A 12823-nucleotide genomic window follows, 5' to 3' on the forward strand; every position below is an offset into this window, starting at 1 on the left:
AAGGCTCTCTGATATACTTCGCCAACCAAGAGTAAGGAAGCTTCAAGGTGTTACAAGCAGTTAAAGAGAATCTGGATCGCCTCGTTGCAAGCGGTCATCAACATCTGTTGCGTGATCTAGGTCACGGCATCGAGAAAGAGGCACTTCGAATCGACAGTGCCGGTCATATTGCCAAGACAGACCACCCCGCCGCGCTGGGTTCTACGCTGACCCATGGACAGATCACGACCGACTACTCTGAAGCTCTGATGGAGTTCATTACCGGAGTCAGCACCGATGTGCGCGACTCACTCAAAGAGCTGACCGAACTGCATCAATTCACCTACTCTTTACTAGGTCATGAATCGCTCTGGTGTGCCAGCATGCCCTGTGCGATCAAATCGGTAGATGACATACGCATTGCCGAATACGGCAGCTCCAACATTGGACAACTGAAGTACATCTATCGTGTGGGCCTTGAGCATCGTTACGGAAAGATGATGCAGACCATCGCAGGCATTCACTACAACTTCTCGATTTCGGAAGCCTTCTGGCCAGCGTGGAAACAGGTGTGCGACTCGGAACTTAGCGACCAAGATTTCGCCTCCGATCGTTACTTTGCACTGATTCGTAACTTCCGTCGTTACAGCTGGTTGCTGCTCTACCTGTTCGGTGCATCACCGGCTGTCAGCAAAGATTTCTTGCACTCTGTAGAGCACCACCTAGAGCCTCTCGACGATGATACCTATTACCTCCCCTACGCAACGTCACTGCGTATGAGTGATCTGGGCTATTCAAACAGAGCCCAAGAGGGGCTGAACGTCTGCTTCAACCATCTTGATACCTACTCAGACTCTCTTCAGGCTGCGATACACCAACCGCACCAACCCTATGAAGCGATTGGTATTAAAGTCGATGGCCAGTATCGCCAGCTCAACTCCAATGTGTTGCAGATTGAGAATGAGTACTACAGTGACATTCGTCCGAAACGCGTTGCCTTCAGCGGTGAAAAACCTGTCCACGCACTGATGGAACGAGGGGTTCAGTACATCGAAGTACGTAACACCGATATCAACCCACTGCTGCCGATTGGTATCGATCTGCAGCAGAGCCTCTTTATGGACGCCTTCCTGTTAACCTGTTTATTTGCAGGTGAGCAACTACTTACTAGCACTGAATGCGCTATGGTAGCTCACAACAAAGACAAGATTGTCTCTGAAGGGCGTCGCCCAGGTCTGATGCTTGAGACTCTTGAGGGCGAAGTGTCACGTGAGCAGTTTGCTCGCGACATCCTCGATCAGGTGACTCTGGTCGCTGAATTACTCGATCAGATCCACGGCGGAAATGCCTATCAACAAGCGGTTCAGAAACAGTATGAACTGGTAGCTGATCCGCAGCTGACTCCTTCAGCTAAAATTATTAGCGAGCTGAAATCGAGCTCACTCACCTTCCAACAGTGGACGCTCAAAATGGGACAGGTGCACCGCGAGACCCTGTCACGCGAACCGCTTGATCCAGCTGTTAAACATCGACTAACTGAAGAGGCTGAACAGTCACTGGCCAAACAGCGCGATGCTGAATCACAAGATGAAGCACCCTTTGATGAATTCCTTCAGCACTACCTAGCCTCCTAAGTGGAACTTAGTTATCACTTGCCAGCACTCTATCGATCGGCATAGACTGAAATCTCAGTTGGAGGTTTTGTTATGTTAGAGAACTGCAAAGATGCTCGTGAACGCTGGGGCGGTGTCAGCACCATTATTGACCATTGGCTGGATGAACGTGCCGCGTTAATTCGAATTCTAATGGAAATTCCCCATACTCAAGTGGGCGAAGAGTTGGATGCGCGACTGGGTGAATTTTGCCAACTCTTGGTAGACTACCTCTCATCAGGACACTTTGAAGTTTACCAACAGCTGGTAGCAGAGGGAGAAGCCTTCAGCGATTCACAACTAGCAGAGGCTCAAGCACTCCTTCCCAAGATTCAGATTTCAACCGATCTTGCGCTCGATTTTAACGACCGTTTCTCTGATCTGCCTGCAGCGACCGTTGAAGATATCCGCTACTTCAGCGAACAGGTCTCTAAACTGGGCGAAGCCTTGGCTGATCGATTTGAGTTAGAGGATCAGATGATCGCCATGCTGCATGAGACACATCGCGAAGCCGTTAGCTAAATTTGCGGGACACTGAAACAAAAAAGGCTGCCCAAATGGCAGCCTCTTTTATATATGAGCAATTTACTCAGCCGGATTGATCGCAAGCAGTTCAACTTCGAACACTAGCGTCGCGTTTGGTCCGATCATACCGCCAGCACCGCCAGGGCCGTAAGCCAGATCAGATGGGATCACTAGACGTCCTTTACCACCCTCTTTAATCATCTGCAGACCTTCAGTCCACCCTTTGATAACGCCAGACAGCGGGAAGGTCACTGGTTCGCCACGACCGTAAGAGCTATCGAACTCTTGGCCATTGATCAGCATACCTTTGTAGTGCACTTTGACGTTATCTTCTGCTGTTGGTGTAGGGCCTGCGCCCTCTTCCAAAATCTCTACCTGAAGACCCGTATCAGTAGTGACAACACCTTCACGCTTAGCATTCTCTGCCATGAAGTCTTGGCCATTTTTCAGGTTAGCATCCGCTAGTGCTTGCTCTTTCGCCTGTTCAGCTTCTAGCTTTTTCGCTTGGAATGCCATCATCACATCAGACAGCTCCTGCATGGTCATCAACGGCTTGTTGCCTTCGAACATGTCCTTAACACCCTGACTCAGTAGATCGTAGTCAAGAGAGTCGAAATCAGCCATTAGACGCTCACCAAGTACCAAGCCCATGCCGTAACTCAACTTTTGATCATCGGTCGTAAGTTCAGTCGCCTGAGAAGGTGTCGCTAGCATTGCAGAAGATAGAGCAAGCGCTAATACCGCTTTTTTCATTGGAAAATCCTTATTCGTGTTATCAATGAGACCAGTGTCTCTGAATGAGATGAAAGAAACATTAAAACCTATACACCGCAGGATTAAAACCCATTAGGTTTGCGGTTTCAGGCGTTGAAGAACGGCATCCTTATCCTGATCAATATCACTGACGCCGGCTGAGACTCTGTCCAAATTAGATTGCGCTGTTATCAGGTTCATCGCTTTAGGCTTGGGCGCAAGCCACTGATGAAGCATCGCTATCTCGACGCGCTCCATGTTCAGCTCCACCCCTTTTAAATGCTGATACAGGGCTTCAAGTTCGGGGTAGTCATTAAGCTGAGGTTTTAACGACATACGCTGCGACCGAATCGGCAAAATTTTTTGATGCCACGCCTCAATAGCGTCGGGAACCGAATCAGGCCATTCGATCTGCTCAGAAGCCGACCAGAGCGCGGCCAACATTAAATTGACTCGCCCACCTTTCGACTGAATCGATAGCATCGGCTTAGCGACTGACGGGTAGATCTCTAGGGCGAAAGACCACAAAGGGTTGTCGAGTTTTAATCCTGAAGGAACCACGATATCTCCAAATATAAGGAATCTAACAGAGAGGATTACGGCCCTTGCTGTGATAGACTTGCCGCCCATGATACGACTTGAACAGCTCAGTTTACAACGTGGCGCCCAGCGCCTAATTGACCACGCCGACCTAAACATCCATTTTGGTTGGAAGGTCGCCCTTATTGGTGCCAATGGCGTCGGTAAATCGAGTCTATTTAAGCTAATTCTGGGTGAGTTATCTCAGGACACTGGGGAGCTACACAAACCCGCTCCAGGCAAGATTGCGCATATGGCCCAAGAGGTCTCCAGCAGTGATCGTTGCGCGTTGGATTATGTGCTCGATGGTGATAAAGAGCTGCGCCAGCTGCAGAGCAAACTGGCCATTGCCGAGCAGGAACATAGCCCAGAGTTAGGTGAGCTTTACGCACAACTGGATGCCATTGATGGCTACCGTGCCGAATCCCGCGCCCACACTCTACTCAATGGTTTAGGCTTTGCACCTAATGACGCTAGCAAACCCGTTCAGAGTTTTTCGGGTGGTTGGCGCATTCGTCTTAACCTTGCTCAGGCATTGATGTGCCGATCTGAACTGCTACTACTGGATGAACCGACCAACCACTTAGATTTGGATGCCACCATCTGGCTAGAGCAGTGGTTGAATCAATACCCAGGCACCCTGATTCTGATTTCGCACGACCGCGCCTTTGTCGATGCAACCGCTAACCAAGTCGTACACCTCTATCAGCAACAGCTCACCCTGTATAAAGGCAACTACTCCGCTTTTGAACGCATGCGCGCTGAACGACTCGCGCAACAACAAGCCGCTTACGACAAGCAGCAGGCACAAATAGCACACATCGAAAGCTTTGTGCGTCGATTTAAAGCCAAGGCGAGCAAAGCCAAACAGGCGCAGAGCCGCATTAAAGAGCTAGAGCGCATGGAGATGATCTCCGCGGCACACATCGATTCACCGTTTAGTTTTCGATTCGACTGTTCCGACAAACTCTCATCGCCCCTGCTGAATCTCTACAACACGGAACTGGGTTACAGCGAACAGAGTAAAATTCTTAACGGTGTATCACTTAGTCTTGTACCCGGTCAGCGAATTGGCCTACTGGGTAGAAACGGCGCTGGTAAATCGACCCTAGTCAAAAGCTTGGTCGGAGATCTACCTCTAATCAGTGGCGAGCGCTCCTGTGGTGAGCATCTAAAGATTGGCTACTTCGCACAGCATCAGCTCGAAGCACTGGATATGAACGCCTCGGTTCTGTTGCATCTGCAGCGTATTGCTCCTAAGGCAACCGAAGCTCAACTGCGTTCGTTTGCCGGTTCTTTTGGTTTCAGTGGCGATGATGCACTGGATCCGATTGGACGTTTCTCTGGCGGTGAAAAGGCTCGCCTTGCATTAGCATTGATCGCTTGGCACAAACCCAATCTGCTGCTGCTCGATGAGCCCACCAACCACCTGGATCTGGAAGTTCGTCACGCACTGACTCTAGCCCTTCAGGACTTTGAAGGCTCGATTATCTTGGTGTCCCACGATCGCCATCTACTGGCGAACACCGTCGATCAGTTTCTTCTGGTCGCCGAGGGCAAAGTGACCGAGTTTGACGGTGACCTCGATGATTACCACAAATGGCTAGCGACCCAACGGCAAGAGGACTCTTCACCGGTCATCGCATCGGAAGGCCGCTCACAAAGCGCCGCCGATCGGAAAGAGCAGAAACGCATCGAGGCTGAAAAACGCTCTAAATTACGCCCTTTGCGAAAAGCGCTTGAGAAGCTTGATGCGAAAATGGAGAAGCTCAATCAATCGTTGGAAGCCCTAGAGTCACAGCTTGCCGACACGGATCTGTATACGGATCAACGCAAAGATGAGTTAAAGGCCCTACTAAGCCAGCAGGCCGAAGCTAAAAGCGAATTAGAGGGTGTTGAGCTGGAGTGGTTTGAAACTCAAGAGCAGCTCGAAGAGCTTGAACAAGAGCACGCCTAGGCTAAATTCGACTCACTCGGGTCACTTGCTTAATAGCACGCAGCTTTTTCATAACCCGCGCCAGATGAACACGGTTGGTCACTGTCAGTTCAATGGTAACGGCATTCATCTGACCATCTTTCTCGCCTGACAGTAGCTGATTGACGTTCCCGCCTACTGAAGAGACCGCCATCGCCAGCTGTGCGATGATGCCTCGTTGTGATTCAACCTGAACTTCTAAAACGGTGGTGTACTCATCCTCACCTGTTTCGCCCCACTCGATGTAGATGTTGCGATTGGTGGTCTCGTCACGCTTACCGTTGAGGTTGCGACAGTCAGAGCGGTGCACCACCAAGCCACGTCCTGCCGAGATATTACCGACAATATTGTCGCCAGGAATGGGGTAACAACAGCGAGCAAAGTGCATGACCATGCCTTCTGCACCCCGAATCGAGATCGGTTTACCGTCTGTACCAATAAGTGATTCTGGTTCGTCAGATTCACCATCCGTCGGTTGTAGACGCTGAGCGATGACGTAAGCCATTCGATTACCCAATCCGATATCTTCTAACAGATCATCGAGAGTCTCGAAGTTCAAATCTTGTAACAGCTTGTCCAGCTTATTCTGATCAAGCTGTTGATCACTGATCTCATATTGAGCCAAGTACTGGTTCAACAGGCGACGACCCAACTCGATCGACTCATGCTGTTTTTGGTTCTTCAAGAAGTGGCGAATCGCTGTCCTTGCTTTACCGGTCACAACAAAGTTGAGCCAAGCCATATTGGGTTGGGCACGTGGGGTTGTGATGATCTCAACGGTCTGACCGGTTTTCAGCGGCTCTGACAGCGGCGATAGATGTCGATCAACACGACAGGAGATACAGGAGTTACCCACGTCGGTATGAACCGCATAAGCAAAGTCGACCGGGGTTGCCCCTTTCGGTAGCTCAAGAATGCGTCCCTTCGGAGTGAAGACATAGACCTCATCTGGGAACAGCTCTTTCTTAACGCTGTCGATGAACTCCATCGAGTCACCGGCAGCCTGCTGCATTTCAAGCAGGCCTTGTAGCCATTTGCGCGCACGGTTGTAAGAGCCTTCGGCACTGCTGCCATCGCCACTCTGTTTGTAGTGGCTGTGTTCGGCAATACCCTGCGCAGCGACGGCATCCATCTCATGGGTTCTGATCTGTACCTCAATAGTAATATCGCGTGCACCAAACAGATCGGTATGCAGCGATTGGTAGCCATTTGCTTTTGGGATAGCAATGTAATCTTTGAAGCGCCCCGGTACGGGTTTAAACAGGTTATGTACTGCGCCTAAAATTCGGTAACAGTTATCAACAGATGTCGTAACAATACGAAAAGCGAACACATCCATGATGCTGGCAAAACTGCGATTTTCGCTCTTCATTTTGCGATAGATTGAGTAGAGGTGTTTCTCACGGCCGGTCACTTCACCGACTAACTCCTCCTGTTTCAAGCGGCGATTAATGGCCTCCTGAATCTCAGAGATAATATCTTTACGCTGCCCCCGCGCTTGCACCACCGCACGGCGAATGTACTTAGCACGCATCGGGTGGAAAGATTTAAACGCTAAATCCTCTAGCTCTACCTGAACATCACGCATACCCAAACGGGCTGCAATCGGTGCGTAGATATCCAGAGTCTCTTTAGCGATACGACGCTGTTTATCTGGGCGCATAGCACCCAACGTACGCATATTGTGAAGACGATCCGCTAGCTTAACGATGATGACGCGAATATCTTCTGCCATCGCTAAGACCATCTTCTGGAAGTTTTCTGCCTGCGCTTCCGCTTTGCTCTCGAACTCAAGATGCGTCAGTTTAGAGACACCATCAACAACTCGTGCAACGGTTTCACCAAACTGGCCAGAGATACCGTCAAAATCGATCTCAGTATCTTCGATGACATCGTGCAACATGGCTGCTATTAGACAGTCGCGATCCATGTGCATCTCAGCAAGAACACTGGCAACGGCTAGGGGATGGGTAACGTAGGGCTCACCACTTTTACGACGCTGACCATCATGGGCCTGTTCCGCGTAAAAATAAGCACGCCTTACCTTTCGGATCTCATCGGAGTCCAAATATTCGGTAAGGCGTTCAGATAGAGCGTCTATAGTGGGCATCAGTTATCGCTTAACAAACAATATGATAAGGATGATGCCCCACTTTGAAGAGAGTTGGAAGAGTTAGTCTAGAACTGGCTCGTCAAGGACAGCGCGAGTTGTATGACCTTCAGCGATTTCACGAAGAGCAACAACCGTTGGTTTGTCATTTTCCCATTCAACTTTAGGATCTTGACCACCAGTAGCGATCTGACGCGCACGTTTAGACGCAACCATTACAAGTTCAAAACGGTTATCAAGATTGTCTAGGCAATCTTCTACAGTAACACGTGCCATGAGTAACCTCTTTAAAGAGTAGTAACAAATTCGAACCGGCGATTGTACAGAGTTTAGGCAGCTCTCTACAAGAGTTCAGCGAGTAAACTTTGCTGCGCCTGCTGTTGAACCACCATTTCTAAACGATTTGCGGTAAATATTGCGGCCAATTGATCCAGTGCAGTGTCGAATTGGTCGTTAATCACCAAGTAGTCAAAGTCGCCGTAGTGGCTCATCTCAGATTCAGCTTGCGCCATACGACCGGCAATCACCTCGTCGCTGTCGGTGCCGCGACCGGTCAAACGACGCAGAAGCTCCTCACGACTCGGGGGCAAAATGAATATAGAGCGCGCTTCGGGCATCTTTTGACGAACGATTTCAGCACCCTGCCAGTCGATCTCGAGAATCACATCGATACCCTGAGCCAGTTGCGACTCCACCCAGCCTTTGGATGTACCGTATTTATTGGTGAAGACTTCAGCGTACTCGAGAAACTGTCCCGCTTCGATCAGACGATCAAATTCCGTTAGATCAACGAAGTTGTAGGCAACACCATCTTCCTCGCCAGGACGAGCAGCACGGGTAGTGTGAGATACCGACACACGAATGCGCTCGTCACGCTCCAACAGTGCTTTAACGAGACTGGTTTTACCGGCACCGGAGGGTGCAGAAATGATGTAGAGGAAGCCCTGAGCTGCTTGCATAACAAAAACCCTGATTACTGAGTCGCGAATAATATAACAACTCAGCGCGTCTGTTTAGGGATAGATCAGTAACGCAGCTTACCGTTTTTACGGAATTCACTCGGCGTCATGCCGCGCACTTCCATAAACCTACGGTTAAAGTTTGCGACGTTGTTAAAGCCGACGCTGTAACAGATAGTAGAGATGTACTGATCCGTATCGAGCAGTAGCTGACTGGCCTTGTTGATACGCATGCGCGTGACAAAGTCAGTAAAGGTATTGCCTGTAGCTTTACGGAAATAGCGAGAGAATCGGCTCTCACTCATACCAAACTTTTCAGCGACTTCCGCCATGTTGAAGTTGGTTGAGTAGTGCTCTGAGACATAGCCAACAATTTCACTGATCTCATCGAGATGGTGTTGATCATCTCGACTCTGCAACTGTACAGACGAGAGCAGTCGGTAGTTTTCATGCTTAGCCAAAACAGCCATTAACTCAATGAAATTGGCCAGACGATCCATACCTGAGCTGACTTTTATGCGATCCATCATCGCCTCAACTTGAGCGCTGATACCGTAGAATTCGACACCGTTAGCCGCACGATCCAAGAAATTCATTAAAGAACGCATTTCGGGAATCAATTCAGCACTGCGCACAAGAGGCTCGCGACGGAACTGCAATACCTTGTCACGCACTTCAACATGATCTTGGCCGTTAGGGTATTCCGTGGAGATCCAGTTATGAGGCAGGTGAGGCCCGGTCAGGACAAGCTGACCCGGCTGGAAGTGACCAATGTAATCACCGACAAAAACTTTGCCCTTGGTTTCGGTGATCAAATGAAGTTCATACTCTTCATGAAAGTGCCAACGAATCAACTGGTGAGGTGCACCATGCTCCAAAAAGCGAATAAAGCCCTCATCAATCTGCTCCTCATAACCGAGGTCAGGATGACGGTGAAAATCACTCTCTTTTTCTGGCGGTCTAATGACCTTCAAATCATTTGTTTGCATATGCACCTCGATGCTGACTCCGTCAGCTTATTATCAACGCCCCTCCCGACGTTCAATAAATTCATTCACCTGTTGGTAAGCGCTTCTCATTGCGGCCAACAAAATCTCATTGCCTGCCAACTCATTGAATAGCAGGCGCTCAGCAACAAAAGCATTTACCGGATCTTCTGCACCAACAATCGCGTCAGCCACTGCAGCATCCATTAGCTGATCTTCGTAAGTGTAAGGGATATCCCCTCGACGCTCACGAATCAAGAAAGCTAAAAATAGAGCCGGAAGAATAGAGACCGATTTTAGATCTAATCCACGCTCTAAACCATCTCGAATGGTTGGCAGAATGAAACCGGGGATCTTCGAAAAACCGTCCATGGCAACTCGTGCGTTGGTATCTTGAATGTTCGGATTAGAGAATCTATCCAACACCACATCACGATATTTTGCCAAATCCAACGGGCAGTCTGGCAACGCTGGAATGACATTGTCGGTTACATAATTATAACCCAACTGACAGATCTCTTTATCCTGCGTACCTTCATGGATATAGTCCATACCGGCTAATGTACCCGCCCAAGCGATACAGCTATGCGTCGCGTTTAGACAGCGTATTTTAGCCTCTTCGTAGGGGCCTACGTCCTCAACCATCTCTACGCCGACTTTCTCCCAAGCGGGACGCCCTGCAATAAAGTGATCTTCAATAACCCATTGAATAAATGACTCACCCATCAGAGCAGATTTGTCATCTATACCCGTCGCAGCTTTGACACGCTCTACCACATCAGCGGTTGGGCGCGGTGTAATTCGATCCACCATCGCATTGGGCGCTGAGGTATTGTTTTCGACCCAAGCTTTTAGCTCTGTCTCGTTACGCAGATCTAAAAACTGTAGGAAACCTTTCATGAAGCGATCACCATTCGAACGAAGGTTGTCGCAGTTCATTAGAGTAACAGGACCTGCACCCGCCGCTAAACGAGCCTTTAACAAACGCGCCAAAGCGCCGTAAAGCGTAACAACTGTCTCACCTTTAAGGTCAGTGACCAGGTCTGCATAGCTTTGATCCAGCTGATCTTGTGAGTCTAGGTAGTATCCCGCTTCAGTAACGGTAAATGAGATGATCTTTGTCTTCTCATCCACAGCGACCTCTGTCAGACCATTGAGCTCAGCATCGAATGGAATGATCTGTTTAATCGCCTCAATACGCTTATAGTCACGCTCACCCTGAGGCGTCACTGTCTCAAGCGTGTAAGCACCTGACGAGGCTTGAAGGGCTGCAATCGTATCGGCCATGTCAGGACGAATATTACCCCCGGCTAGAACCCAAGATTGATCACCCAGATCATGTAACCACTGCAAATAGAGCGCTTGGTGGGCTCGATGAAAAGAGCCCAAGCCTAAATGCAGGTTAATATTAGGTTGTGTATTACTCATACCGAGACCTCAGCGAATCGCCTCACCCTTCGCATCAAATTGATGCAGGTGAGAAGCGTCGTAATTGATTGAGACAGAGTCACGAACTTTGATGCTTGGCTGCTCATACTGGCGAACAATCAATTTCTCGCCACTACCTTCAAGGCAAACATGAATCAGTGTTTCGTTACCCAGGGCTTCGATCAATTCAACCTGACCGGAAATAGCACCTTGTCCCGCATCCACAATAGAGAAATGCTCTGGGCGCACACCCACATCGACCGCATCGGCAGAGATACCGCTGAAGTAACTCGCAGAGAGTAGGTTCATCTGAGGCTGACCAATAAATTGAGCAACAAACTTGTTTGCAGGTGCTTCGTATAGTTCCATCGGCGTACCGACCTGCTCAATCACACCACCCTGAAGGACAACCACTCGATCAGCCAGTGTCATTGCTTCGACCTGATCGTGTGTTACGTAGATGCTAGTCGCGTTCAAATCACGGTGTAGCTCTGCAATCTCTACACGTGTTTGACCACGAAGAGCAGCATCAAGGTTTGATAGCGGCTCATCGAACAGGAATACTTTTGGCGAACGAACAATCGCACGACCGATCGCGACACGCTGACGCTGACCACCTGAAAGTTCCTTAGGAGTGCGCTTCAAGTAGGGCGTTAGGTTCAGCGTCTCTGCAGCCTTAGCGACCTTTTGATCAATAATCGACTGTTCTTCACCTTTGATACGCAGAGCGAACGACATATTCTCTTCAACCGTCATGTGTGGGTAGAGAGCGTATGACTGGAAAACCATCGCCAAATCACGCTTAGATGGAGCCTGGTGAGTGATCTCATTGCCATCTAACACTAGATCGCCATCGTTGATCTCTTCTAGACCGGCAATCATGCGAAGCAGCGTGGATTTACCACAACCGGATGGACCTACGAATACAATGAATTCGCCTTTGTTGATGGTAAGGTTAACCCCTTTGATCGCGTGTACATCGCCGTAGTACTTATCGACGTTTTTTAATTCTAAATATGACATGTGTAAAAACTCCAAATACTTACTTCACGGCGCCGAAAGTCAGGCCTTGAACCAACTGTTTCTGTGAGAACCAACCGATCACAACGATTGGTGCAATAGCCATTAGGGACGCTGCAGAGAGCTTCGCCCAAAACAGGCCTTCAGGGCTTGAGTAACTGACCATCATGGTTGCCAACGTACCAGCATCTGCTGCCCCGAGGTTTAGCGCCCAAAATGCTTCATTCCACGCCAGTACCAGACATAAGAGGCCAGTAGAGGCTAGACCACCAATACCCAGTGGAAGCAACACATGGCGAAACTCCTGCCAAACCGAAGCACCGTCCATACGCGCAGCTTCTAAGATTTCGTGTGGAATATCTTTAAAGTAGGTGTAGAGCATCCAAACCATAATAGGCAGGTTCATCATGGTGAAGATGATGACCAAAGCCGTCTTGGTATCTAACAGACCGAGTTGTTGGAAGATGACATAGATCGGAAGCAACGCACCGACTGCAGGCATAAACTTAGTTGATAGCATCCACAACAACAGACCATTAGTGCCCTTGGTAGGCGAAAACGCCATACTGTAAGCAGCAGGTGCAGCAATCAGTAGACCTAAGACAGTTGAAACAACCGAAGTGACCACAGAGTTCCAGGCAAACTGGACGTAGTCAGAGCGCTCGTTAACGACATGGAAGTTCTCCAGTGTCGGCTCAAAGGCCCAAAGACTAGGAACAGCGATAGCCTGCAGCTCTGTTTTGAACGCTGTAAAGCCCATAAATATAAGTGGAAAGAAGAGCAGCAACGCAATACCCCAAGCTGCTGCCGTTCTAGCAATAAGGGCTGGAGTCCATTTAGATTTTTTAGTACTCATC

At 49.2% G+C, this 12823-nt stretch carries 12 protein-coding genes; 3 read left to right on the top strand and 9 right to left on the bottom strand.

Going from position 1 to position 12823, the window contains the following annotated elements; all coding sequences use genetic code 11:
• Positions 1-47: 47 nt before the first annotated feature.
• Entirely contained in the window at positions 48-1613 is a 1566-nt protein-coding gene (gene gshA / locus XMA127_RS10020) for a glutamate--cysteine ligase (protein ID WP_173499168.1), read from the top strand.
• A gap of 72 nt (positions 1614-1685) precedes the next feature.
• Complete coding sequence (rsd, locus tag XMA127_RS10025; RefSeq protein WP_173481733.1) at positions 1686-2153, top strand: sigma D regulator; 468 nt, start codon at positions 1686-1688, stop codon at positions 2151-2153.
• A gap of 63 nt (positions 2154-2216) precedes the next feature.
• Here rsd and XMA127_RS10030 read toward each other — a convergent pair whose 3' ends face one another.
• Both XMA127_RS10030 and XMA127_RS10035 read right to left on the bottom strand, forming a co-directional pair.
• Positions 2217-2909, bottom strand: a complete 693-nt coding sequence (locus tag XMA127_RS10030; RefSeq protein WP_173482565.1) for an FKBP-type peptidyl-prolyl cis-trans isomerase — start codon at positions 2907-2909, stop codon at positions 2217-2219.
• Between the two features lie 93 nt (positions 2910-3002).
• Positions 3003-3470, bottom strand: coding sequence for a TIGR02444 family protein (locus XMA127_RS10035; protein ID WP_173481731.1), 468 nt, complete (start codon positions 3468-3470; stop codon positions 3003-3005).
• A 67-nt stretch (positions 3471-3537) separates the two neighbouring features.
• Here XMA127_RS10035 and XMA127_RS10040 point away from each other — a divergent pair, with 67 nt between their 5' ends.
• Positions 3538-5445, top strand: a complete 1908-nt coding sequence (locus tag XMA127_RS10040; RefSeq protein ID WP_173481730.1) for an ATP-binding cassette domain-containing protein — start codon at positions 3538-3540, stop codon at positions 5443-5445.
• A gap of 1 nt (position 5446) precedes the next feature.
• On the opposite strand, the gene spoT is transcribed toward XMA127_RS10040, so the two are convergent.
• The 7 genes from spoT to XMA127_RS10075 all read right to left on the bottom strand — a co-directional run bounded on the left by spoT (position 5447) and on the right by XMA127_RS10075 (position 12822).
• The gene (gene spoT, locus XMA127_RS10045; protein WP_173481729.1) at positions 5447-7573 is read right to left on the bottom strand and encodes a bifunctional GTP diphosphokinase/guanosine-3',5'-bis pyrophosphate 3'-pyrophosphohydrolase; all 2127 of its coding nucleotides are present in this window, start codon (positions 7571-7573) and stop codon (positions 5447-5449) included.
• A 63-nt stretch (positions 7574-7636) separates the two neighbouring features.
• Positions 7637-7849, bottom strand: a complete 213-nt coding sequence (rpoZ, locus tag XMA127_RS10050) for a DNA-directed RNA polymerase subunit omega (RefSeq protein ID WP_173481728.1) — start codon at positions 7847-7849, stop codon at positions 7637-7639.
• Between the two features lie 65 nt (positions 7850-7914).
• Positions 7915-8532 carry a guanylate kinase gene (gene gmk, locus XMA127_RS10055; RefSeq protein WP_173494630.1) on the bottom strand — a complete coding sequence of 206 codons (618 nt, stop codon included), beginning with the start codon at positions 8530-8532 and terminating at the stop codon, positions 7915-7917.
• 65 nt (positions 8533-8597) lie between these two features.
• Positions 8598-9521, bottom strand: coding sequence for an AraC family transcriptional regulator (locus tag XMA127_RS10060; protein WP_173482567.1), 924 nt, complete (start codon positions 9519-9521; stop codon positions 8598-8600).
• A gap of 33 nt (positions 9522-9554) precedes the next feature.
• On the bottom strand, positions 9555-10946 hold the full coding sequence (dalD, locus tag XMA127_RS10065; RefSeq protein ID WP_173482568.1) for a D-arabinitol 4-dehydrogenase: 1392 nt from the start codon (positions 10944-10946) through the stop codon (positions 9555-9557).
• A gap of 9 nt (positions 10947-10955) precedes the next feature.
• Positions 10956-11969, bottom strand: a complete 1014-nt coding sequence (locus tag XMA127_RS10070) for an ABC transporter ATP-binding protein (RefSeq protein WP_173482569.1) — start codon at positions 11967-11969, stop codon at positions 10956-10958.
• Positions 11970-11988: 19 nt separating this feature from the next.
• A complete protein-coding gene (locus XMA127_RS10075; protein ID WP_173482570.1) occupies positions 11989-12822 on the bottom strand; it encodes a carbohydrate ABC transporter permease in 834 nt (277 codons plus the stop codon).
• Position 12823: the final 1 nt, after the last annotated feature.

Source organism: Marinobacterium sp. xm-a-127, from assembly GCF_013283425.1.
Lineage (GTDB): Bacteria > Pseudomonadota > Gammaproteobacteria > Pseudomonadales > Balneatricaceae > Marinobacterium_E.

Excerpts from the sequence above, each read along its gene's own strand:
- rsd (WP_173481733.1), top strand. The coding sequence starts at position 1,686 with ATGTTAGAGAACTGCAAAGATGCTCGTGAACGCTGGGGCGGTGTCAGC.
- XMA127_RS10030 (WP_173482565.1), bottom strand. The coding sequence starts at position 2,909 with ATGAAAAAAGCGGTATTAGCGCTTGCTCTATCTTCTGCAATGCTAGCG.
- XMA127_RS10040 (WP_173481730.1), top strand. The coding sequence starts at position 3,538 with ATGATACGACTTGAACAGCTCAGTTTACAACGTGGCGCCCAGCGCCTA.
- spoT (WP_173481729.1), bottom strand. The coding sequence starts at position 7,573 with ATGCCCACTATAGACGCTCTATCTGAACGCCTTACCGAATATTTGGAC.
- rpoZ (WP_173481728.1), bottom strand. The coding sequence starts at position 7,849 with ATGGCACGTGTTACTGTAGAAGATTGCCTAGACAATCTTGATAACCGT.
- gmk (WP_173494630.1), bottom strand. The coding sequence starts at position 8,532 with ATGCAAGCAGCTCAGGGCTTCCTCTACATCATTTCTGCACCCTCCGGT.
- XMA127_RS10060 (WP_173482567.1), bottom strand. The coding sequence starts at position 9,521 with ATGCAAACAAATGATTTGAAGGTCATTAGACCGCCAGAAAAAGAGAGT.
- dalD (WP_173482568.1), bottom strand. The coding sequence starts at position 10,946 with ATGAGTAATACACAACCTAATATTAACCTGCATTTAGGCTTGGGCTCT.
- XMA127_RS10070 (WP_173482569.1), bottom strand. The coding sequence starts at position 11,969 with ATGTCATATTTAGAATTAAAAAACGTCGATAAGTACTACGGCGATGTA.
- XMA127_RS10075 (WP_173482570.1), bottom strand. The coding sequence starts at position 12,822 with ATGAGTACTAAAAAATCTAAATGGACTCCAGCCCTTATTGCTAGAACG.